Origin of the sequence: Aeromonas sp. QDB63, assembly GCF_027707425.1 — a bacterium.
Classification (GTDB): Bacteria; Pseudomonadota; Gammaproteobacteria; order Enterobacterales; family Aeromonadaceae; genus Aeromonas; species Aeromonas caviae.
Genome location: NZ_JAPCIS010000003.1, coordinates 66378 through 88578 on the forward strand (window position 1 = coordinate 66378; position 22201 = coordinate 88578).

The 22201-nt window shown below is 64.2% G+C and carries 17 protein-coding genes; 5 read left to right on the top strand and 12 right to left on the bottom strand.

Going from position 1 to position 22201, the window contains the following annotated elements:
• Positions 1-12: 12 nt before the first annotated feature.
• The 9 genes from PG879_RS03075 to PG879_RS03115 form a co-directional block, all read right to left on the bottom strand.
• Positions 13-1314, bottom strand: a complete 1302-nt coding sequence (locus PG879_RS03075; RefSeq protein WP_041213912.1) for an NAD(P)/FAD-dependent oxidoreductase — start codon at positions 1312-1314, stop codon at positions 13-15.
• Positions 1315-1467: 153 nt separating this feature from the next.
• Positions 1468-2547 carry a class II fructose-bisphosphate aldolase gene (fbaA, locus tag PG879_RS03080; protein WP_010675658.1) on the bottom strand — a complete coding sequence of 360 codons (1080 nt, stop codon included), beginning with the start codon at positions 2545-2547 and terminating at the stop codon, positions 1468-1470.
• A gap of 115 nt (positions 2548-2662) precedes the next feature.
• Positions 2663-3826 (bottom strand): phosphoglycerate kinase, encoded by a 1164-nt coding sequence (locus PG879_RS03085; RefSeq protein ID WP_128272569.1) that lies wholly within the window; start codon positions 3824-3826, stop codon positions 2663-2665.
• A gap of 66 nt (positions 3827-3892) precedes the next feature.
• Positions 3893-4903 carry an erythrose-4-phosphate dehydrogenase gene (epd, locus tag PG879_RS03090; protein WP_041211676.1) on the bottom strand — a complete coding sequence of 337 codons (1011 nt, stop codon included), beginning with the start codon at positions 4901-4903 and terminating at the stop codon, positions 3893-3895.
• A 50-nt stretch (positions 4904-4953) separates the two neighbouring features.
• Positions 4954-5883 carry an ROK family protein gene (locus PG879_RS03095; protein WP_167826096.1) on the bottom strand — a complete coding sequence of 310 codons (930 nt, stop codon included), beginning with the start codon at positions 5881-5883 and terminating at the stop codon, positions 4954-4956.
• Between the two features lie 151 nt (positions 5884-6034).
• Positions 6035-7102 (bottom strand): uroporphyrinogen decarboxylase, encoded by a 1068-nt coding sequence (gene hemE / locus PG879_RS03100; protein WP_270829708.1) that lies wholly within the window; start codon positions 7100-7102, stop codon positions 6035-6037.
• A gap of 139 nt (positions 7103-7241) precedes the next feature.
• Positions 7242-8021 (bottom strand): NAD(+) diphosphatase, encoded by a 780-nt coding sequence (gene nudC / locus PG879_RS03105; protein WP_270829709.1) that lies wholly within the window; start codon positions 8019-8021, stop codon positions 7242-7244.
• A gap of 165 nt (positions 8022-8186) precedes the next feature.
• Complete coding sequence (locus tag PG879_RS03110; protein WP_010675664.1) at positions 8187-8792, bottom strand: TIGR04211 family SH3 domain-containing protein; 606 nt, start codon at positions 8790-8792, stop codon at positions 8187-8189.
• A gap of 152 nt (positions 8793-8944) precedes the next feature.
• Positions 8945-9697: a potassium channel family protein gene (locus tag PG879_RS03115; RefSeq protein ID WP_029314808.1), complete on the bottom strand. Its 753-nt coding sequence runs from the start codon at positions 9695-9697 to the stop codon at positions 8945-8947.
• Positions 9698-9797: 100 nt separating this feature from the next.
• Here PG879_RS03115 and PG879_RS03120 point away from each other — a divergent pair, with 100 nt between their 5' ends.
• The 3 genes from PG879_RS03120 (at position 9798) to glnE (ending at position 14605) form a co-directional block, all read left to right on the top strand.
• Complete coding sequence (locus PG879_RS03120; protein ID WP_010675666.1) at positions 9798-11048, top strand: methyl-accepting chemotaxis protein; 1251 nt, start codon at positions 9798-9800, stop codon at positions 11046-11048.
• 107 nt (positions 11049-11155) lie between these two features.
• Positions 11156-11596 (top strand): GNAT family N-acetyltransferase, encoded by a 441-nt coding sequence (locus tag PG879_RS03125; protein ID WP_010675667.1) that lies wholly within the window; start codon positions 11156-11158, stop codon positions 11594-11596.
• Positions 11597-11731: 135 nt separating this feature from the next.
• Positions 11732-14605: a bifunctional [glutamate--ammonia ligase]-adenylyl-L-tyrosine phosphorylase/[glutamate--ammonia-ligase] adenylyltransferase gene (gene glnE / locus PG879_RS03130; RefSeq protein WP_270829710.1), complete on the top strand. Its 2874-nt coding sequence runs from the start codon at positions 11732-11734 to the stop codon at positions 14603-14605.
• A gap of 56 nt (positions 14606-14661) precedes the next feature.
• On the opposite strand, the gene PG879_RS03135 is transcribed toward glnE, so the two are convergent.
• From PG879_RS03135 to PG879_RS03145, 3 genes are all read right to left on the bottom strand, one after another.
• Positions 14662-15396 carry an SDR family oxidoreductase gene (locus PG879_RS03135; protein WP_171865330.1) on the bottom strand — a complete coding sequence of 245 codons (735 nt, stop codon included), beginning with the start codon at positions 15394-15396 and terminating at the stop codon, positions 14662-14664.
• A 139-nt stretch (positions 15397-15535) separates the two neighbouring features.
• Positions 15536-17695 (bottom strand): AsmA family protein, encoded by a 2160-nt coding sequence (locus PG879_RS03140; protein WP_270829712.1) that lies wholly within the window; start codon positions 17693-17695, stop codon positions 15536-15538.
• A 203-nt stretch (positions 17696-17898) separates the two neighbouring features.
• The gene (locus PG879_RS03145; protein ID WP_270829715.1) at positions 17899-20046 is read right to left on the bottom strand and encodes a prolyl oligopeptidase family serine peptidase; all 2148 of its coding nucleotides are present in this window, start codon (positions 20044-20046) and stop codon (positions 17899-17901) included.
• Between the two features lie 217 nt (positions 20047-20263).
• Between PG879_RS03145 and PG879_RS03150 the strand changes: the two genes are divergently transcribed.
• Together PG879_RS03150 and PG879_RS03155 are read left to right on the top strand one after the other, a co-directional pair.
• Entirely contained in the window at positions 20264-21475 is a 1212-nt protein-coding gene (locus PG879_RS03150; protein WP_270829717.1) for a threonine synthase, read from the top strand.
• Positions 21472-22137, top strand: a complete 666-nt coding sequence (locus PG879_RS03155; protein WP_270829718.1) for an amino acid ABC transporter permease — start codon at positions 21472-21474, stop codon at positions 22135-22137. The genes PG879_RS03150 and PG879_RS03155 overlap by 4 nt, the downstream gene beginning before the upstream one ends.
• The last annotated feature ends 64 nt before the right edge of the window (positions 22138-22201 follow it).

Consider the following 22201-nt stretch of genomic DNA (forward strand, 5'->3'; position numbering starts at 1 on the left):
GCCCCCCTCCCCCTAGAGCAGATCCTTCAGCCGATACCAGAGCATCCCGAGCGCCAGCAACGGAGAGCGCAACGCCGGGCCACCCGGGAAGGTCATGTGAGGGACGCGGCTGAAGAGATCGAAGCCCCGGCTCTCCCCCTTGATCGCCTCCGCCACCAGCTTGCCCGCCATGTGGGTGGCATTGAGGCCATGGCCCGAATAGGCCTGGGCATAGAAGACGTTGGGATGCTGCTCGAGGCGGCCTATCTGGGGCAGCCGGTTGGCGCCTATGCCTATCATCCCCCCCCACTGGAACTCGATGGCGGTACCCGCGAGCTCGGGGAAGACCCGCAGCAGCTTGGGCAGCATGAAGGCCTTGATATCGCGGGGGTCACGGCCCGAGTAGTTGCAGGCCCCGCCGAACAGCAGGCGACCGTCCGCCGACAGCCGATAGTAGTCGAGCGCCACATTCTGATCGCACACCGCCATGTTCTGTGGCAGCAAGCGCTGGCGCAGGCGCTTCTCCAGCACCTGGGTGGCGAGAATGTAGGAGCCTGCCGGCAGCACCTTGCCCCCGAGATCGGGCTGGAGGTCGCCCAGATAAGCGTTGCAGCCGATCACCAGGTAGTCCGCGCTGACCCGGCCGTGGGCCGTGGTCACCTCGACCCGCTCGCCGTAGTCGATGTGGGTCACCCTTGAGTGTTCGAACAGGGAGACCCCGAGACTGGCTGCCGCACGCGCTTCGCCGAGAGCCAGGTTGAGAGGATGCAGGTGACCGGAGCCCATGTCGATCATCCCGCCGATATAGCGATCCGACCCGACCACGGTGTGCATCTCCTCCCGCGCCACCATTTTCAGTGCGTGCCGGTAACCCAGGCTAGCCAGGTGCTCGGCATCCTCCTCGAACCCCTTCAGGTGGCGCGCCTTGGTGGCAAGATCGCAATAGCCCCAGGTGAGATCGCACTCGATATTGAAACGCTCGACCCGCTCGCGCACCAGCTGCACCGCTTCGATCCCCATGAGATCCAGCTCCCGCACGCCCGCTTCGCCAATCCAGCGGGCAAACTGGCTGGTATCGTGGCCGATGCCGCGGATCAGCTGGCCGCCGTTGCGCCCCGACGCTCCCCAGCCAATGCGGTTCGCCTCCAGCAGCACCACCTTGTAGCCGGCATCGGCCAGGTTGATGGCGGTGTTGAGGCCGGTGAAACCGCCACCGATGACGCAGACGTCCGCATCCAGCTCACCACTGAGCTCGGGCCACTGCCGATGGTCGTTGCGAGTGGCCGCGTAATAGGAGGCCGTGTGTTCCTGATGTCCCTGTCTTCCTGTCTGCATGCTCAGCATCCTGCCTGGTTGCATTCGTTTACTAAATTAAACGGGTGTCATCGATAATACTCAGCCCCCCATCCCCAATCCAGCCCGTCAGGATCACAGAAATGCAAAAGGCGCCCCGAAGGGCGCCTTTTCATGCAATCAAGGTGCTGCGAATTACAGTACGTCGATGGCGTTCAGGTCGGAGAAGGCCTTCTCCAGACGCGCGATCATGGAAGTCTGACCGGCACGCAGCCATACGCGCGGATCGTAGAACTTCTTGTTCGGCTTGTCGGCACCTTCCGGGTTGCCCAGCTGGCCTTGCAGGTAGGCTTCGTTGGACTTGTAGAAGTTCAGCACGCCTTCCCAGGTCGCCCACTGGGTGTCGGTGTCGATGTTCATCTTCACCACGCCGTAGGAGATGGATTCGCGGATCTCTTCCAGGGTAGAGCCGGAGCCACCGTGGAACACGAAGTCCAGGGACTTGGCAGGCAGACCGAACTTCTCGGAGACGTACTTCTGGGAGTTGTCCAAGATCTTCGGAGTCAGCTTGACGTTACCCGGCTTGTACACACCGTGCACGTTGCCGAAGGAGGCAGCGATGGTGAAGCGCGGGCTGATCTTGGACAGACGCTCGTAGGCGTAGGCCACGTCTTCCGGCTGGGTGTACAGGGAGGATTGGTCCAGGTGGCTGTTGTCCACGCCGTCTTCTTCACCGCCGGTGCAGCCCAGTTCCAGCTCCAGAGTCATGTTCATCTTGGCCATGCGGGTCAGGTACTCGCAGCAGATGTCGATGTTCTCTTCCAGAGACTCTTCGGACAGATCCAGCATGTGGGAGGAGAACAGCGGCTTGCCGGTTTCGGCGAAGTGCTTCTCACCGGCATCCAGCAGACCGTCGATCCACGGCAGCAGCTTCTTGGCGGCGTGGTCGGTGTGCAGGATCACCGGCACACCGTAGGCTTCGGCAACGGCGTGCACGTGCTTGGCACCGGAGATGGCACCCAGGATGGCAGCTTGCTGGCCTTCCAGCTTCAGACCCTTGCCGGCGGTGAACACGGCACCACCGTTGGAGAACTGTACGATAACCGGGGCTTTGACCTTGGCAGCAGCTTCCAGCACGGCGTTCACGGAGTCGGTACCGACGCAGTTGACGGCCGGCAGAGCGAAGCCGTTTTCCTTGGCGATGGCGAACACTTTCTGAACGTCATCACCAGTGATCACGCCGGGTTTTACGAAGTCGAAAATTTTCTTAGACATGTTTAATCGTCCTGTCTCGTATGCCGTTAATAAAAAGTGGGGGGTTCATCATGAACCGGCACAGCGGCCACATGATAAACGAAACGGGAGGCTTTTGCCCCCCGTCCCGGGTCAATTAGGCTTTGGCGCGCTCTTCGAGAATCGCGACAGCCGGCAGTACCTTGCCTTCTACGAACTCCAGGAAGGCGCCGCCGCCGGTGGAGATGTAGGAGACCTTGTCGGCGATGCCGAACTTGTCGATGGCAGCCAGGGTGTCACCACCGCCAGCAATGGAGAAGGCCGGGGAAGCGGCGATGGCTTCGGCGATCACCTTGGTGCCTTCAGCGAACTGGTCGAACTCGAACACACCGACCGGGCCGTTCCACAGGATGGTCTTGGCGTTCATGATGATGTCGGCCAGGGCCTTGGCGGAATCCGGACCGATGTCGAAGATCATGTCGCCGTCAGTCACGTCGGACACGGACTTGATGGTGGCCGGGGTGGATTCGGAGAACTCGGCACCCACAACCACGTCGGTGGTCACCGGAATGTTGGTTTCGGCAGCCAGTTTCTTGGCGGTGTCGATCAGATCGTGCTCGCACAGGGACTTGCCGACGTTGTGACCGGCAGCAGCGATGAAGGTGTTGGCGATGCCACCACCGACCACCAGCTGGTCAGCGATCTTGGAGAGGGATTCCAGCACGGTCAGCTTGGTGGAGACCTTGGAGCCGCCCACGATGGCAACCATGGGGCGCTCGGGCTTCAGCATGGCTTTGCCCAGGGCTTCCAGTTCACCGGCCAGCAGGGGGCCTGCACAGGCAACCGGCGCGAACTGGGCCACACCGTAGGTAGAACCTTCGGCGCGGTGAGCAGTACCGAACGCATCCATTACAAAGACGTCACACAGGGCGGCGTATTTTTTGGCCAGATCGATGGTGTTCTTCTTCTCGCCTTTGTTGAAGCGGCAGTTTTCCAGCACAACCAGCTCACCGGCGGCGACGTCTACGCCATCCAGGTAGTCTTTGGCCAGACGAACCGGGCAGGACAGTGCGTCTTTCAGATAGTTGACAACCGGAGCCAGGGAGAATTCTTCGTTGTATTCACCCTCGGTCGGACGACCCAGGTGGGAGGTGATCATCAGCTTGGCGCCCTTTTCCAGAGCCAGCTTGATGGTCGGCAGAGTCGCAACGATACGTGCATCGGAAGTGACCTTGCCGTCTTTTACCGGCACGTTCAGGTCAGCACGGATCAGAACGCGTTTGCCCGCCAGATCCAGGTCGGTCATCTTGATAACAGACATATTCAGTCCTCTATATATTTTCAGGTAATGTTAAAAAAACAGTAACCTTGCGCCCGGTGCAGACTTTCAGCCTGCGGCCATCATGGCCCGGGTGGTATCCAGCATGCGGTTGGCGAAGCCCCATTCGTTATCGCACCACATCAACATCTTGACGAGGTTGGCATCGCTGACCCGGGTCTGGGTACCATCAATGATGCAGGAGTGTGCATCATGATTAAAGTCTACGGAGACCAGTGGCTCTTCCGTGTAGTCCAGAATACCGTGTAATGTACCTCTGGATGCCCGTTGCAGGGCTTGATTTACGTCACTAACTGTCACTTTTTTACGAACAGTAATGCTCAGATCCATGGCGGTTACATTGATGGTGGGTACCCGCACCGCGATCGCCTCGAACTTGCCGGCGAAGTGGGGAAGGATACGTTCCAACCCCTTTGCCAGCTTGGTGTCCACCGGGATGATGGACTGGCTGGCTGCCCGGGTTCTGCGCAAGTCGCCGTGATAGGCGTCGATGACTTGCTGATCGTGCATGGCCGAATGAATTGTCGTAATAGTACCACAATTTATCTCGAATTCTCGATGCAATGTTTCGATGACGGGGACCACGCAGTTGGTGGTGCAGGAGGCGTTGGAGACAATCCGCTCCCGCCCGGTCAGCACCTGGTGGTTGACCCCGTAGACGATGGTGGCGTCCACATCCGCGTCCGCCGGATGGGAGAAGAGCACCTTGCCCGCTCCCGCCCCCAGATGCAGCTCGGCATCGGCCCGGGAGCCGAACACTCCGGTGCAGTCCAGCACCACGTCCACCCCCAGCGCCCGCCACGGCAAGTTCGACGGATCCCGCTCGGCAAACAGGGCGATGAGATCCTCCCCCACCTGCATGCTGTTGCCCGCCAGTTGCACCGGATAGCGGAAGCGACCGTGGCTGGTGTCGAAGCGGGTCAGGTGCACCATGGCCTCGGGGGCCGCCAGCTCGTTGATGGCCACTATCTTGATAGTCTTGTCGCGGCCGCTCTCGTAGAGGGCCCGCAGCACGTTGCGGCCGATGCGGCCATAGCCGTTGATGGCAATCTTGATCATGGAAACGTTGTGTCCTTAGCTGCGACAAAGGGATGGGAGGAAGGGGCGACTCACGAGAGCAGTGCCTCGCGAAAGACGCCGCGGGCCAGCAGTGCGGCACCGAATACCCCGGCGCTGTCCCCCAGGGCCGGCGCTATCATGGGGGTGGCGAAACGGGGGTTGAACAGGAAGGGCAATACCGTTTCGCGCCCGGCGCGATAGAGGCTCTGCACATTGCCCACGCCGCCACCGATGACGATGACGTCCGGATCGAGAATATTGATCACGTTGGCGAGGGCCTGGCCGAACAACAGGTGCAACCTGTCCATGGTGAGCCTGGCGACATGATCATGGGCACTGGCCGCAGCAATCTGGGCGAGCGAGAGACGGCGTTTGGTCCTGGCCTCGTACCAGGCCTCCAGCGCCGGGCCGCTGATGAGGGTTTCGACGCAGCCGCGCTTGCCGCAGTAGCACTCTGGCCCCTCCGGCAACAGGACGTTGTGCCCCCACTCCCCGGCGATGCCGTGGTGACCGTTGAGGATCTGGCCGTTGATGACGATGCCGGCCCCGACCCCGGTGCCCATGATGATGCCGAACACCACTTTTGCATCGGGATGATGCTGGCGCACCGCCCCCAGGTGGGTTTCCGCCAGGGCGAAACAGTTGGCGTCGTTGGCGATGAGCACGGGGACGCCCAGCCTGCGCTCAAGATCTTCCTTGAGCGGCTTGCCGTTGAACTCGGTGGTGTTGCTGTTTTTCAGCAGCCCGGTCTGGGGGTCCCGGGCCCCCGGCGTCCCCATGCCGATGAGTGCAGGACGCTGACCGAGTTTGGCGGCACACTCGTCCACCAGTTTGGCGATCTGGCCCAGCATGTGCTGGTAGCCGCCGCGCCGTTCAGTGGGAATGCGGTGGCGCAGCAACACCTCGTCGCCATCTAGCACCACGCACTCGCACTTGGTCCCGCCAAGGTCGATGCCCCAATCCCACGCCCGCTTCTCCATCCAGCCTCCTGCCCCTCAACGACCCCATCCCGGCCACGACGGCCAACATGGGGGTGCAGTGTAACCCGAGCCGCGACCAGGATGCAGCCCCCTGTGTCACGGACAGCAAAACGGGGCCCGCAGGCCCCGTTCATCACGCTGTATGCAGCCCTCAGCGACCGTGGTACCGGGCGGAGAGCTCATGCACCGCGTTGACGAACACGCCAGCATGTTCCGGGTCCACATCCTGATGGATGCCGTGCCCCAGGTTGAAGACATGGCCGTTGCCATGACCGAAACCGGCCAGAATGGTGGCGACCTCTTCGCGGATCCGCTCCGGGGTGGCGTAGAGCATGGAGGGATCCATGTTGCCCTGCAGCGCCACCTTGTCGCCCACCCGGCGTTTGGCGTCCGCGATGTCGGTGGTCCAGTCCAGCCCCAGGGCATCGCAGCCGGTGGCGGCGATCTGCTCCAGCCACTGGCCGCCGTTCTTGGTGAACAGGGTGACCGGCACACGGCGGCCCTCATGTTCACGGATCAGGGCATCGACGATCTTGTGCATGTACTGCAGGGAGAAATCGCGGTAATCCCGCGGGGTGAGCACGCCGCCCCAGGTGTCGAATACCATGACCGCCTGGGCACCCGCCCTGATCTGGGCGTTGAGATAGCTAATCACGCTGTCCGCCAGCTTGTCGAGCAGCAGATGCAGGGTCTGCGGCTCTGCATACATCATCTTCTTGATCTTGGTGAACGCCTTGGTGCTGCCCCCCTCCACCATGTAGGTGGCCAGGGTCCAGGGGCTGCCGGAGAAGCCGATGAGCGGCACGTCGCCCTTGAGCTCGCGGCGGATGGTGCGCACCGCATTCATCACGTAGCCGAGCTCGTCTTCCGGATCCGGGATGGGCAGGGCCTTCACGTCGGCCATGGAGGTGATCGGGCGCTCGAAGCGCGGGCCTTCCCCGTGTTCGAAGTAGAGGCCCAGCCCCATGGCATCGGGCACGGTCAGGATGTCGGAGAAGAGGATGGCGGCATCGAGTGGATAGCGGCGCAGGGGCTGCAAGGTGACTTCACAGGCCAGCTCGGCGTTGCGACACAGGGACATGAAATCCCCCGCAACGGCGCGGGTCGCCTTGTATTCCGGCAGATAACGGCCAGCCTGACGCATCATCCATACCGGGGTCATGTCCACTTCCTGGCGCAGCAGGGCACGCAGGTATCGATCGTTCTTCAGCTCTTTCATCCCAGTTCCTGAGTCATGTCACGCATAAAATGGCGGACATGATACCACTTTGTGCAAGGCTGAGGGCGACCCTGACGCCGCACATCGCCGCAGGAGTGCAAAGATGTGAGGGGGCGCATACAAGCGCCCCCGTTTTCCCTCAACGCGCCTCGGCGAGGCACTGTTCGATGAGCCGGCGCGCTATGGTGCCATGAGGGGGCAAGCGCGGCAGCCGGTCAGCCTCAAAGAACCCTGCCGCCACCAGTTCGTCATCCTGCACCTTGATCTCGCCGTTCTCGTAGTCGGCGGTGAAGCCCATCATCAGGCTGTGGGGGAAGGGCCAGGGCTGGCTCGCCACGTAACGCACATTGGCCACCCGGATGCCGCTCTCCTCGAACACCTCCCGCACCACGCACTGCTCCAGATTCTCCCCTGCCTCCACGAAGCCGGCCAGCACGGTATACATGGGATCATCCGCCTGATAGTGACGGCGGTGGGCTGCCAGCAAGATGGCCGGCCCCTTGCGCACCGCGACGATGATGCAGGGGGAGATGCGCGGATAGACGACATGGCCGTGATGACACCCCTGGGCCCACTCTCCTTCCCTCGGGGTCATGGGGGCGCCGCACTCACCGCAGAAACGATGGGTACGGCGAAAAGTGGCGAGCTGCCAGGCCCGTCCTGCGAGGCGAAAGCCCTCTTCGTCCCCCGCCACCATGAGCTGGCGCAGCGGGGCCATGGCCCCGGTCTCCGCCTCTGCCCCCAGATCCAGCAGATGGCAAGGCAGGCCGTCCCACTCGTCGAAGCGCTCGAAGGGGGCGGTGTGCAGATGGGGGGGCAAAACGGCGCGGGGCCCTTGTGGAATGCGCCCCTGTTCATCCAGCAGGACGAGGTGATCGCCCCCCAGCACGAACCAGAAGGCCTGTTCAGTTGATGACATATGATGAAGGCTCTTGTTGAGAATGCGCGCGGCACGAGATCGTTTGCCTCATCTTACGAGCGGGAAGGGCCGATGGCGACCCCCGTCATGGCCCTCTTCTCGCCAGGCACACCATGAAAAAAGGCCGCCTCTGGCGACCTTTCATCCTGTTGACCGCCCGGGCGATCAGTTCATCCAGCGCTCGCTGCTCTTGCGACGGCGCGGGAGCATGGGCAGGAGGATCCCGAGCAGGATGCCGCCCCCCACCATGGCACCACCGCGGATGAACCAGTCCATCTGCATGTCGTGCTCACGGTTGTCATAGCTCTGGGTCAGGGCGTCGTTCTGTTCCTTGAGGCTGCTCATCTCGGCGCTCTGGCTGTCCAGACGGGCTTTGAGGCTGGCGATCTCCTTGCTCTGCTCGGCGATCTTGCCATCCTTCTCGGCGAAGCGTTTCTCGTTGTCGCCATTGAGGTTCAGCAGACGGGCCTTGGCTTCGTCCAGCTCTTTCTGAACCTGGGGAAGGCGTTCACGCAGGCTGATCTCCCCCTGCAGCTCGCTGTTCTTGATCCAGCCCTCGCGGCCACGACCGTCCACCACCTGGGTGAATCCGGCCTCCTGGTTCACCGCCTTGACCTCCAGCGGCTCACCGGCCTTGACGCTGCCGAGGATCCGGTACTGGGTACCCGGACCGTTGTGGATATAGGTAAAGATGTTGTCTGAAACATAGCGGGTATCGGCCAGTGCCTGTTGGGCACACAAGCAGATCAGGATCCCGAGAAGGGCGCGCATGGTCGATCGATTCTCTTCGTTGGATTAGGTTGCAGGCCGAATGTTAAGCCGCCTGCGGGTCAAAGGACAAGCAAAGAAAAGCGCCATCTCCCCGAGTGAGAGCTGTCTCGCAGCGCCGCCGGTTTGCCACGCGACCATTCCAGACGTCGTACCTACTTCTGTTTCAGCGCCTGCACCTCGGCGCGCAGGGCCTTGAGCTCTTTGAGCAGTTGCGCCTGCTGCTCGCTCTGTTGGCGTCGCCACACCGCGGTGTCGTCGTTGGTCTTGCCGGGATGGACGAACAGGCTGGCCATGAAGCCGCTGAGGGCGCCAAACAACCCCACACCAAAGAGGATCAGCAGGCTGGCGACGAAGCGCCCCTCCTCCGTCTTGGGCACCAGATCCCCGTACCCCACGGTAGAGAGGGTCACCAGCGTCCACCAGAAGGCATCGTAAGGAGTCTGGATCTGGCTGCCGGGTTGCCCCGTTTCCAGCCAGTACATGACGCCGGAGCCGACCCCCAGCAACAGGAAGAAGAGGAAGAGAATGCCGGAGAGGGTGGTTTCGTTGCGTTCACGACGGAACATGGCCAGCAGATCCGGTCTGTCCCGGAGCAACTGGTAGACCCGCCACAGCTGGATGAGCCGCGCCCAGCGCAGTTGTTCCACCATGGGCAGGCTGCCGGGCAGATAGAACCAGTTGCTCTTGAAGAAGGCCATCCTGTCGGAGGCGCGCGCCCAGCCATAGGCGAAGTGAGCGAGGAAGAAGTAGCAGATCAGACTGTCGACATCATAAAAGAGCTGTAAAGTCTGGGGGCTCAGTTCACCGTGCCCCAGCCAGCGAGCAGCCACCAGGCAGACCGAAATCACGGAGAGAAACCCCATCAGCAGATCCATGGTACGCAAATGAGTTAAGTGATGTCGCATACATTTTCCAACTTTAAGCACGGTGCAAATTAATAAAAAGGAAGATAATGCCGATAGCTATGACGGCAAAGGAATAATGGACGTTGAAAGGAGAAAAATTATGCAGTTGAACCCGCTGGAGAGGCGCATGAGCAACATCCGACTGGTGCCCAAGGTGGTGCTGCTCATGGTGTTCAGCACCCTGCTGCTGCTGGCCAAACTCTGGTTCGATGCCAGCAACCTGGAAGCGACCCTGCTCAGCGAGGGCATTGATGCCGCCATGGCCAACACCATCGCCGATCGCCTGCTCTGGACCGGGCTGGTGGAGACGGCGCTCATGGGGGTCGTCTTCGTGGTGCTGCTGCTCACCGGCTCCCGCCTCATGGTCAAGCAGGTCCACTACCTGGTGGGGCTGCTGGAGCGTTTCGCCAACAAGGATCTCAGCCACAGCGTGCTGCTCAAGTCCCGGGACGAGTTCGGCGACATCGCCAAGGCGGTGGCCCACTCCCAGGAGAACCTCAAGGAGGTGTTCGGGACCCAGCGTGCCGCCTGCAAGGAGCTCAACGAGATCGCCTCCCAGGTGACTCTCTGCATGGATGAGGCGAACGAGGCCATCAACGAGGAGTTCACCCAGATTGAGCAGCTTGCCAGCGCCATGAGCCAGATGGTCGGTGCCATTCGAGAAGTGGCCAACCACGCGGAGCAGGCGTCCCACGCCACCGCCGAAACCAGCCAGCTGGCCGAGGAGGGCAGCCGCTGCGTGGCGGCTACCGTCAACACCATCGACACTCTCTCCGGCAACATCCAGCGCTCCTCCACCGTGGTCAACGAAGTGGAGCACGGGGTCGATCGCATCGGCTCCGTGGTGGACACCATCCGCAGCATCTCGGAGCAGACCAACCTGCTGGCCCTGAACGCCGCCATCGAGGCCGCCCGCGCCGGTGAGGCGGGTCGCGGTTTTGCCGTGGTCGCCTCCGAGGTGCGCGAACTCGCGAACCGTGCCCAGGCGGCCACCGTCGAGATCCAGAAGATGATCGAGCAGCTTCAGGGCAACGCCCGCCAGGCCGTCGGCCTGATGGCCGAGAGCGTGCAGCAGGCGGACAAGGGGGTGGAGCAGGTGACCCAGGCAGGCACCCAGCTCGACACCATAGTGCAACGGGTGCAAGGAGTGGCCGACATGAACCGCCAGATCGCCGCCGCCTCCGAGCAGCAGAGCTCGGTCGCCGAGGAGATGAATGCCAACCTGGAGCAGGTCAAACAGGTGGTGGAAGGCTCCGTCGTGGTGCTGCGGGAGCTGAAAGATGCCTCCGAACTGGTGGAACACCACAGCCAGACGCTGGACAGCCATATCCAGGCCTTCAAGCTGGCCTGATGCTGGCGCCCATCGTCAAACCTTCAGGCTGGCCTGAGGTCGTGATTTGAGTACACTGGAAGGCCCCCTTAGGGGCCTTTCTTTTTTCATCACGGCAAGGAGCCAGGATGCAGACCACAGAACGTGCGCTTGAGATAAGCGACGACAAGGGGCGCCTCGACGTCCCGCTCATTCACCGTTTCCTCAGTGAAGAGGCCTACTGGTGCCTCGGCATTCCCCTCGCTACCCTGCAGCGGGCCATCAACCACTCCCTGTGCTTCGGAGCCTATCTCGACGGCCAGCAGGTCGCCTTCGCCCGGGTCATCACCGACAAGGCCACCTTCGGTTATCTCGCCGACGTCTTCGTGCTGCCCGAACATCGCGGGCGCGGTCACAGCAAGGCCCTGGTGGCCGCCATCCTCGCCCACCCGGAGCTGCAAGGGCTGCGCCGTCTCTCCCTCGCCACCTCCGATGCCCACGGCCTCTACGCCGGTTTCGGTTTTGTGCCGCCGAGAAGCCCCGGCAGCCTGATGGAAATCTACGACCCCGAGATCTACCGGCGTCCCTGAGCCCGGCCGATCGCCAGATCCGTCGCCGGATCACCTTCCGGGCAGCGGCGCTGTGACGCCAGCGCCCGGGAGTGCTAGATTGGCAGCCGGCATTTCACTCTCCCTGCAGACTCGTCAACCACAAGGATGGCAACCGTGGCCCAGCACTCTCCCTCTTTCTCCGCCTTCTCTCCCTTGCTGCAGGAGCAGGCCCTGCGCCACTGGCAGCGGCTGCTCGCTCTGGCGCCCCAGTATGACGCACTGCCCGAGCCCACCCGCCAGACTCTGCTGACCCTGCTCGGCCTCTCCGACTTTGTCGCCGACTCCCTCATCAAGCAGCCGGGGCTGCTGGCCGAGACCCTGGCATCGGACGCACTGACCCGGGCCGAGCGCTGGCCCGCCTATGAACCTGAGCTCGCAGCGCTGCTCGCCGAGGTCGCGGACGAGGAGGCGCTCAAGCGCATCCTGCGCCAATTCCGCCGCAGCCGCATGCTGGTGATCGCCTGGCGCGAGCTGCTCGGGGAGTCCGAGGTCGAAGAGAGCTTCATCCATCTCACCAAGCTGGCGGATGCCCTCATCTGTGGAGCCCGCGACTGGCTCTACGCCAAACAGTGCAGCGAGCTGGGCACCCCCATGGACGGCGATGGTAACCCCCAGCCGCTGCTCATCCTCGGGATGGGCAAGCTCGGCGGCGGCGAGCTCAACTTCTCCTCGGACATCGACCTTATCTTCACCTTCCCCGAGAACGGCTACACCGTTGGCGGGCGGCGGGAGCTCGCCAATCAGCAGTTCTTTATCAAGCTGGGGCAGCGTCTCATCAACGCCCTCCACCAGCCCACCCAGGATGGTCAGGTGTTCCGGGTCGACATGCGGCTGCGCCCCTTTGGCGATGCGGGGCCGCTCGCCATCTCCTTCGCCGCCATGGAGGACTACTACCAGCATCACGGCCGCAACTGGGAGCGCTACGCCATGGTCAAGGCGCGGGTGCTGGGCCCCCAGTGCGAACACGCCATGGCCCTGACCGAACTGCTGCGCCCCTTCGTGTTCCGCCGCTATATCGACTTCGGCGTCATCGACGGCCTGCGCCAGATGAAGGCGATGATCGCCGCCGAGGTGCGCCGCAAGGGACTGGAGGGCAACATCAAGCTGGGGGCCGGGGGCATTCGCGAGGTGGAGTTCATCGCCCAGGCGCTGCAACTCATCCGTGGCGGGCGCGAGCCCGCCCTGCGGGTACGCCACCTGCCCGAGGCGCTGGCCGCCATCGCCCAGGGGGGTGCCCTGGAGGGGAGCCAGTGCGAACGCCTGCTCACCGCCTATCGCTTCCTGCGCCGGGTGGAAAACATCTTGCAGGAGATCGGCGATCAGCAGACCCAGACTCTGCCCACCGAGGATCGGGATCGCCAGCGGCTCATCGCCACCCTCGGCTTTACCGACTGGGACGCCTTCATGGCCCACCTCGATGAGGAGATGGCCGCCGTCCATCAGGAGTTCGTCGCCGTGGTGGGGGAAGAGAAGGAGGCCCCCGCCCACCTGGAACAGCTCTGGCTCGATCTCTGGCGCACCGAGCTTGATGCCGCCGAGCTGGAAAAACTGCTGACCACGCAGGGAGTGGTGGAGCCCGCCCCCCTCTGCGCCGCCCTGCTGCGTTTCAAGGAGGAGTACAAGCGCCGTCAGGTGGGGCCCCAGGGGCGCATCGCCCTGGACTGGCTGATGCCGGAGCTGCTGCGGCTGGTGGTGGCGAGCCGCGAGCCCGCCCGCCTGTTCGAGCGGGTCTGCACCCTGCTGACCCGCATCTTCACCCGCAGCGCCTATCTGCAACTGCTGGCGGAAAACCCCGCAGCCCTGCGCCAGCTGGTACGCCTGTGTGACGAGAGCAACCTGGTGAGCGAGCAGCTGGCCCGCTACCCCATCCTGCTGGACGAGCTGCTGGATCCCCAGCACCTCTACCACCCCACCCCGCTGGATCAGTACAAGCCCCAGTTGCGCCAGTTCCTCCTGCGCATCCCCGAGGAGGATGTGGAGCAGCAGATGGAGGCGCTGCGCCAGTTCAAGCAGGTGCAGCTGCTGCGCATCGTCGCCGCCGACATCGCCGGCGCCCTGCCGCTGATGAAGGTGAGCGACCACCTCACCTGGCTGGCGGAGGCGATCACCGAGGAGGTGGTCAATCAGGCGTGGGCCCAGATGAGCGAACGCTACGGGGTGCCGCCCGAGGTGGCGGTGAGCGGCCAGCGCGGCTTTGCGGTGGTGGCCTACGGCAAGCTGGGGGGCATCGAACTCGGCTACGGCTCGGATCTCGATCTGGTGTTCCTGCACGGCGGCGACCCCAACAGTTACACCGATGGCCGCAAGCCCATCGACAGCCGCCAGTTCTACCTGCGCCTGGCCCAGCGGATCCTGCATCTGTTCAGCACCCGCACTCCGTCCGGCATCCTCTACGAGATCGACATGCGGCTGCGCCCCTCCGGCGACTCAGGCCTGCTGGTCTCATCGCTGTCGGCCTATGAGCAGTACCAGCAGCAGGAAGCCTGGACCTGGGAGCATCAGGCTCTGGTGCGAGCCCGTCCCATCTATGGCGATGATGCCGTGGTCGCCGAATTTGCCCGCATCCGCCGCAACGTGCTGGCCAAGGAGCGGGATCTGCCCACCCTGGCCCGCGAAGTGCGGGAGATGCGCCAGAAGATGCGGGATCACCTGCTCAAGGCGGGAGAGGGAGAGTTCGATCTCAAGCAGTCCCCCGGTGGCATGGTGGACATCGAGTTCATCGCCCAGTACCTGGTGCTGGCCCATGCCTGCGGTGAGCCGGACGCCCTCACCCGCTGGTCAGACAATGTGCGCATCTTCGATGAGTGCGTGATGGCGGGAGTGCTCACACTGGAGCAGGCAGAGGGGCTCAAGCAGGCCTATCTGGAGATCCGCAACCTCGGCCATCGCCTCAACCTCTCGGAGATCTCCCGCAAGGTGGGGGACGATCAGTTGCCGCGAGAGCGGGGCCATGTGCTGGCGGTCTGGCAACAGCTGCTGGGAGAATAAGCAGAAGGGGCGCCATGGCGCCCCTTCTCGTTGACGAAAGGCTTGTTGAAGATGACCTAGCGCCCGCCTGCCACATCGATAAAGGTGCCGGTGGCATAGGAGGCCTCGTCCGACAGCAGCCAGGCGATGGCGGCCGCCACCTCACGGGGTTCGCCGCCCCGTTGCAGCGGAATGGCCCCCTTGATCCTGTCCACCCGGCCGGGCTCGCCGCCGTCGGCATGCATGTCGGTGTAGATGAAACCCGGGCGCACCCCGTTGACCCGGATCCCCTGAGCCGCCAGCTCCAGCGACAGCCCCTTGGTCAGCACGTCGACGGCCCCCTTGGCGGCGGCATAATCCACGTACTCCCCGGGGGAGCCCAGGCGCGCGGCGGCGGAAGAGACGTTGACGATGGCGCCCCCTGCCGTCATGCGGCGCACCGCCTCGCGGCAGCAGAGAAAGCAGCTGGTGACATTGGTGGTCAGGGTCTGGTTGATGCGCTCGGCGCTCATCTCCAGCACCCGCATCTGGGGCTGCAACCTGCCGGCGTTGTTCACCAGATGAGTGACGGGGCCGAGCCTCGCGTCCATCTCCTCGAACAGGCGCACCACCTCGGCCTCCACGCTGACATCGGCCTGCACCGCGATGCACTCGACCGGATGGGTGGCCAGGATCTCGGCCACCACCGCCTCGGCGGACGCCCTGTCCTGACGATAATTGAGACAGAGATGGTAACCCTGCGCCGCCAGATAGCGGGCTGTCGCGGCCCCGATACCTCTGCCACCGCCGGTGATCAGCACCCGTTTGTTCATGAACCCTCCTGGTTCCCGGTTTCGAAGACTGTTTCGCATAGTACCTCATGTTGCCGACCACACCTCGTCCCGTAACGCCCGGCACCACAGCAAAGAGCCCGCACGGGGCGGGCTCTTGATGACAACAACGGGAGGCTGGCTATTTGAACAGGCCCTTGAGCAGCTGGTCCGCCACCCCCTTCACCCCTTCGTTGTCGGCCTTGTCACCCAGCAGCTTCTTGAGACCGCGCTCGGTCTCCTTGCGGGCCTTCTCCTCCAGCACCTTGTTGTTGCTGAGCAATTCCTTCACGTCGAGCCGGTAGCTCGGCGCCTGCCAGTGGCCGCCGATGCGCACCGGTATGGTGATGTCCTTGAGCTCATCCACCGTCTTGCCCCCCTGCCCCTTGCTGCTCTCCACCACGGAGGTGAGGAACAGGAAGTCGAGGGTCTCCGGCACCAGGGCGGTCTGGCCCTGCCCCTTCACCCGCAGGGCGGGGGCAAAGAGCTGGATGTCATCGCTCCTGGCAATCCCGTTGGCAATCTGGAAGCTGGCGGTGAGGGCGCTGAAGTCGGTCTTGCGCACCTCCTTCACCTGATCCGCCCCCTTGCCGGTCAGGGTGGCCCGCGCCTCGCGGATCATCTCCGCCAGGTTGATGCCGTGCAGGGCGCCATCGCTCAACTTGAGGTTCACCTTGCCCTGCATCCGGCTGCGCAGCGCCTGCTCGGAAAGACCGCTACCCTGCACCTGCACCTCCAGATCCCCTTTGCCTTCCAGCAGGTCGGTCTGGGCCAGGGTCTGCAACAGCGGCCGCACATCGACTCCCTGCACCCGCTTATGCACCTGATAGCGGGCGGGTTGCTGACGGGCATCGAGCAGACCGCTGGCGGTCACCTTGCCGCCGGCCACCCCGGCACTGAACTGCTTGAGGGTGAGCTGACCACCCGCCAGGGCCAGTTGCAGATCGACGGCGCTGAGATCCAGCCCCTTGAGGCGCAGGCTGCCCAGTTGCAGGCGGCCAGACAGGTCCACCGACTTGAGGGCGGTCAGATCAGGCTCTACCGTGGAGAGCGCCCTGTTGGCGGGCGCCGCTGCCTGATCCTTTGCTCCGGCCGGTGCAGCCGCTCCCAAGGCGGCCGCAGCGGGCGCGGCCTTGGCCGATTGACCGAGCCAGCCGTCGAGATCGAGCTTGTCCCCCTTGAGGTCAAAGTCCACTTTGGGTACGGCCCCCAGACGAACGGCGCCGCTGCCGCTCAGCAGAGCATCATCCACCCCCATCACCAGGTTGCTGAGGGCGACGCTCTGCTTGTCCAGCTCGGCGCGGGCAAAGCCAGCGAGTTTGAGCTGCATCTGCGGGCGCGGCAGGGCATCGCCGCTCAGCTTGGCGGCCAGCACGGCATCCGACAGCTCCAGCAGTTGCCGGTTTTCATCGAGGCGCGCCTTGAGGGTCCCCTCCAGCGTACCGGCCAGGGTCGGCTTGTCCGCTGCCCCCAGTGCCCCGCTGAGGCTAAGGCTCAGACTGCTCCACTCCCCCAATGCCAGCCGATCCGCCTTGAGGGAGAAGGCATCGAGCCGCTGCGCCGGCTGGTTCAGGCTGCCGCTGAGATTGAGATCCTTGAGCTCGCTCTTCATGGCCTCCCGGGCCGGTTTGAGCTGGGCCTGACCCTTGAGATCAAAGGCCAGATCCCCCTGTGCCCCCTTGGCCGCCAGGGTCACCGGTACCCACTCCCCCGGGGTCAACTGCCCCAGATCGAGATCCAGCCGGTCGAGCCGGGAGACGGTACCGCTAAGGTCGTCCCGCACCAGGGCGCTGGCATCCACCAGCGCGATGCCTTGCAGGCTGATCTGCCAGGGCTGCTTGTCACTGGCAGCTGGGGGCGTCGTTGCGGCGGGCTCGGAGGTTGTCGCCTCCCCCTTGGGGTCGGCGGAGGACTTGAGCAGGTCACTCAGGTTGGAGCTGCCGTCAGCCCTGGTCTGGATAAACAGATGAGCGCCGCTCAGGGTCACCTTGCCAATCTCAAGCCGGTGGGAGAGCAGCGGCAGCAGGCCTACCGAGGCCTCACCCTGCTCGAATCGCACCAGGTCGGGCTCGGCAAAGCCGGCGGGGTTGCGCAGCGCCACCTTCTCGAGAGAGAGGCCGAGGCTCGGCCAGAAACGCCAGCCGATATCCCCTTGTATCACCAGCTCGCGGCCGGTGCTCTTGCGCACTTGTTCCACCAGCTGGGGCTTGAACTGATTGGGATCGATGAGGGACACCAGGGCGGCGATGGCCACCACGGCCGCCAGCGCCAACCCCAGCAGGATGTAGATGATCTTCTTCACGATGGACTCCTTGAATGCGGATCTTGTGGCTGACTATACCACCGGGGGGATGACAGATGGGGCCCGTCTGCCAAAACGGGCCAGCGGCGAGACAGGGATGGTCGCAGCTATTGCTGCCAGCGCAGCTCTTACAACGCGCGGCAATAAAAAGGGCCCCGCAGGGCCCTGATGATAGTGGATGGCTGGCGCCCGTCTCGCCCGGATCAAGGCTGACGCGGCAGCTCCCTGTAGCCCATCTCGTACAGGGTGAAGGCATAGATATCCGCACTCTGCTCGATAAGCTTGGCCACCGGCGTGCCCGCCCCGTGCCCGGCATTGGTCTCGATGCGGATGAGCTGGGGATGGGGGCCGGCATTGTCGGCCTGCAGGGTGGCGGCAAACTTGAAGGAGTGGGCCGGCACCACCCGATCGTCGTGATCCGCCGTGGTCACCAGGGTCGAGGGGTAGCTGACCCCGGCCCGGACGTTGTGCAGCGGCGAGTAGCCCTTCAGGTAGTCGAACATCGCCTCGCTGTCGGCGCTGGTGCCGTAGTCATAGGCCCAGCCCGCCCCGGCGGTGAAGGTGTGGTAGCGCAGCATGTCGAGCACCCCCACCGCCGGCAGGGCGACCCGCATCAGATCCGGCCGCTGGGTCATGACCGCCCCCACCAGCAGACCGCCGTTGGAGCCACCTCGGATCGCCAGCCGATCGGTGCGGGTGTAGCCCTCGGCCTTGAGGTACTCGGCCGCCGCGATGAAGTCGTCGAACACGTTCTGCTTGTTCTGCTGGGTGCCCGCCAGATGCCAGGCCTGGCCATACTCGCCGCCCCCGCGCAGGTTGGCCACCGCATAGACGCCCCCCAGATCCAGCCAGTTGGCCACCGCTACGCTGAAGCTTGGGGTCAGGCTCACGTCGAAACCGCCGTAGCCATAGAGGATGGTCGGGTTGCTGCCATCGAGTTTCAGCCCCTTGCGGTAGCTGATGATGAGCGGCACCCGGGTGCCGTCCTTGCTCTGGTAGAAGCGCTGCTCGGAAACGTAATCCTCCGGTTTGAACGGCGCCGCCGAGGCCCGATAGAGGCTGATGGCGCCGCTCTTGGGCTCGAACCGGTAGAGAGTCGGCGGCTGGGCATAGTGCTCGAAGCCGAAGTAGAGGGCGGGATCGTCGTGCTTGCCGTTGAAGCCGCTGACGCTGCCAAGGCTGGGCAGCGCCACCTCGCGCACCCGCTTGCCTTCGTAGTCGAACTGCTCGACCCGGGCGGTGGCATCCACCATGTACTCGGCGAACAGATAGCAGCTGCCGCTGTGTACCGTCAGCACCTGCTGACGCTCGGGGATGAGATCCCGCCAGTGGGCCGGGCCCGGGTTGGCGGCATCCACCGTCACCAGCCGGCCGTTGGGGGCGTCCCGGTTGGTCAGCAGGTAAAGGGTGCCGCCCTTGTTGTCCACCAGGCTCACGTCCGCATCCAGATCCCCCTGCACCGTCAGCAGCGGCGCGTTCTCCTGGCTCAGATCCTTCACATAGAGGCGGTTGCCTGAGGTGGAGTTCGCCGCCGAGATAAGCAGGAAGCGGTCATCTTCGGTGACGGTCGCCCCCACGTAACGGTGGTGCTGGGCCGGGATGGCACCAAACACCAGTCGGTCATCCTCCTGCGCCGTACCGAGCCGGTGGAAATAGACCTTGTGCTGATCGGTCCTGGCCGACAGCTCGCTGCCGTCGGGCTTGTCGTAGCTCGAGTAGAAGAAGCCCTCGTTGCCGAGCCAGCTGATGCCGCTGAACTTCACGTCCTTGAGGGGCGCCTCCAGCGGCTGCTTGCTCTGTACGTCCATCAGGTGGATCTCGCGCCAGTCGCTGCCGGCCAGCGACAAGGAGTAGGCCAGGATGCGGCCATCACGGGAGAAGCTCAGCTGATCCAGCGCCGTGGTGCCGTCGGGGCTGAGGGTATTGGGATCGAGGAACACCTCGGCCGGCTTGCCCTCCTGCTGGCGCCACAGCACGTTCTGGTTCTGCAGGCCGTCGTTCTTGAAGAAGTAGTGGTAGCGCCCCTCGCGAAACGGTGCTCCCTCCTTGGCGTAGTTCCAGGAGGCGGCCAGCTTCTCCTTGATGGCGGCGCGATACGGGATCTGCGCCAGGTAACCCTGAGTCACCCGGTTTTGGGCCTTGACCCAGGCCTCCGTCTCGGGGCTGCGATCATCCTCCAGCCAGCGATAGGGGTCGGCCACGGCCTGGCCGAAATAGTGATCCACCTGCTCACCCTGGCGGGTGACGGGGTAGTGAAGGCGCGTATTCCCTGACATGGCATCCTCTCTGGTTGGCTGGCCGCTGCACGCACAGAGCAGTGACAGGGCCAGCAGGCTGACAATGGCTCGCATCGAGGCGGCTCCCTGCGGTTTGAGTGAGCGGGCAGGGTAACAAAGCGCGCCGGATGGCCCAACCCCCCCCGACCGGTGGCAGAGGGTGGTCCGCCGACACGGGGGAGCCATATGAATTTTTTCGCTTAAGTTTGCCGCTTTATTTTGTTTGTTATCCGGCCCTTGGGTCACAGGATGGAATAAGACACCAGCCAACGTGAGCCATTCAGGATAAAGCATGCCGTACAGCTACCTATCACATCTGCGTTGCAGCAAGACCGGCGAGATAGTGGATGCCGATCAGCCCCAGCAGTTGAGCCCGGTCGGTGCCCCCTTGCTGGCCAGTTACGACCTCGAGGCCCTGAAACAGGCCTGGCACCCGGCCGCGCTGCTGGGGCGCCCCGCCAGCCTGTGGCGCTACCACGAGCTGCTGCCGGTGCGCGACCCCGCCCAGGTGATCACCCTGGGGGAAGGCTTCACTCCCCTGCTGCCCCTGCCCGCTTTCGGCAAGCAGATCGGCATTCCGGATCTCTGGATGAAGGATGAGAGCATCATCCCCACCGGTTCTTTCAAGGCCCGCGGCGCCGCGGTCGGCGTCTCCCGCGCCCGGGAGCTCGGCATCACCCACTTCGCCATGCCCACCAACGGCAACGCCGGGGCGGCCTGGGCGCTCTATGGCGCCCGCGCCGGACTGCGCAGCACCATAGTCATGCCCCAGGCGGCCCCCGCCATCACAAGACTGGAGACCTCGCTGGCCGGTGCCCGCCTCTATCTGGTGGACGGCCTCATCAGCGACGCCGGTCGCCAGGTGGCCGAGGCGGTGGCCGAGCAGGGGCTGTTCGATGCCTCCACCCTCAAGGAGCCCTATCGCATCGAGGGCAAGAAGACCATGGGGCTGGAGATCGCCGAGCAGCTCGGCTGGACCCTGCCGGACGTCATCCTCTACCCCACCGGCGGCGGAGTCGGTCTCATCGGCATCTACAAGGCGCTGCGGGAGTTGCAGGAGCTGGGCTGGGTCAAGGGGCCACTGCCGCGACTGGTGGCGGTGCAGGCGAGCGGCTGCGCCCCCATCGTCCAGGCCTGGCAGCAGGGGGAGCGCGAATCGCGCTTCTGGCCCGATTCCCAGACCCTGGCCTTTGGCATCAACGTGCCCAAGGCGCTGGGGGACTTTCTGGTGCTGGACGCCCTCTATCGCACCGAGGGATGCGCCGTCGCGGTGGACGATAGCGCCATCCAGCGCGAGATCCGACAGCTCGCCGCGCGCGAAGGCAGCTTCGTCTGCCCGGAAGGGGCGGCCGCCTTCGCCGCCGCCCGCCAGCTGCGGGAAGCGGGCTGGATACGGGGGGGCGAGCGGGTGGTGGTGCTCAACACAGGTGCCGGCATCAAGTACCCGGACGCCATCACAGTGCTGCCCCAGCGGCTGCGCCGCGACGGGAGGATACCGGCATGAGCTTCGACTGGTCCTTTGTCCTCAACACACTGCCGGCCTTCGGCCAATCGGTCTGGGTCACCCTGCAGCTCGGCGCCATCGTGATCCTCACCTCGCTCGCCGTGGCGATGCTCAACGTGACGCTGCAAAGCCTGCACAAGCCCTGGCTGAACCGGGTGATCCGCGCCTATGTGGAGCTGGCCCGCAACACGCCGCTCTTGATCCAGCTGTTCTTTCTCTACTTCGGGCTGCCGGCGCTCGGCATCTCGCTCTCCGGCTTTGCCACTGCGGTGATCGCCATGACCTTCCTCGGCGGCGGCTACCTGACCGAGGCGCTGCGGGCGGGGGTGCAGGCGGTGCCCGCCAGTCAGCTGGAGGCGGGCCGGGCCATCGGTCTCTCCCGCTGGCAGCTGCTGCGCCACGTCCAACTGCCCCAGGCCTGGCTCGCCAGCCTGCCGGCGCTGTTTGCCAACTTCATCTTCCTGCTCAAGGAGACCACGGTCGCCTCGGCGGTGGCGGTGCCCGAGCTCCTCTACACCACCAAGAACTACATCGCCCTCTACTACAAGACCTACGAGATGCTGGCGGTGCTGACCTTGATGTGCGTGCTGATCTTTCTGCCGCTGTCCCTCGCCCTGCGCGTCGTTGAAAGGAGGCTGCAATATGGTCAGTTCGGTCACTGAATCGCTGATGCAGGCATCGATCGTCCTGCTACCGCTATCACTCGTCACCAAGGCGCAGGAAAGG

Coding starts and splice junctions, on each gene's coding strand:
- PG879_RS03075 (WP_041213912.1), bottom strand. CDS start 1,314: ATGCAGACAGGAAGACAGGGACATCAGGAACACACGGCCTCCTATTAC.
- fbaA (WP_010675658.1), bottom strand. CDS start 2,547: ATGTCTAAGAAAATTTTCGACTTCGTAAAACCCGGCGTGATCACTGGT.
- PG879_RS03085 (WP_128272569.1), bottom strand. CDS start 3,826: ATGTCTGTTATCAAGATGACCGACCTGGATCTGGCGGGCAAACGCGTT.
- epd (WP_041211676.1), bottom strand. CDS start 4,903: ATGATCAAGATTGCCATCAACGGCTATGGCCGCATCGGCCGCAACGTG.
- PG879_RS03095 (WP_167826096.1), bottom strand. CDS start 5,883: ATGGAGAAGCGGGCGTGGGATTGGGGCATCGACCTTGGCGGGACCAAG.
- hemE (WP_270829708.1), bottom strand. CDS start 7,102: ATGAAAGAGCTGAAGAACGATCGATACCTGCGTGCCCTGCTGCGCCAG.
- nudC (WP_270829709.1), bottom strand. CDS start 8,021: ATGTCATCAACTGAACAGGCCTTCTGGTTCGTGCTGGGGGGCGATCAC.
- PG879_RS03110 (WP_010675664.1), bottom strand. CDS start 8,792: ATGCGCGCCCTTCTCGGGATCCTGATCTGCTTGTGTGCCCAACAGGCA.
- PG879_RS03115 (WP_029314808.1), bottom strand. CDS start 9,697: ATGCGACATCACTTAACTCATTTGCGTACCATGGATCTGCTGATGGGG.
- PG879_RS03120 (WP_010675666.1), top strand. CDS start 9,798: ATGCAGTTGAACCCGCTGGAGAGGCGCATGAGCAACATCCGACTGGTG.
- PG879_RS03125 (WP_010675667.1), top strand. CDS start 11,156: ATGCAGACCACAGAACGTGCGCTTGAGATAAGCGACGACAAGGGGCGC.
- PG879_RS03135 (WP_171865330.1), bottom strand. CDS start 15,396: ATGAACAAACGGGTGCTGATCACCGGCGGTGGCAGAGGTATCGGGGCC.
- PG879_RS03145 (WP_270829715.1), bottom strand. CDS start 20,046: ATGCGAGCCATTGTCAGCCTGCTGGCCCTGTCACTGCTCTGTGCGTGC.
- PG879_RS03150 (WP_270829717.1), top strand. CDS start 20,264: ATGCCGTACAGCTACCTATCACATCTGCGTTGCAGCAAGACCGGCGAG.
- PG879_RS03155 (WP_270829718.1), top strand. CDS start 21,472: ATGAGCTTCGACTGGTCCTTTGTCCTCAACACACTGCCGGCCTTCGGC.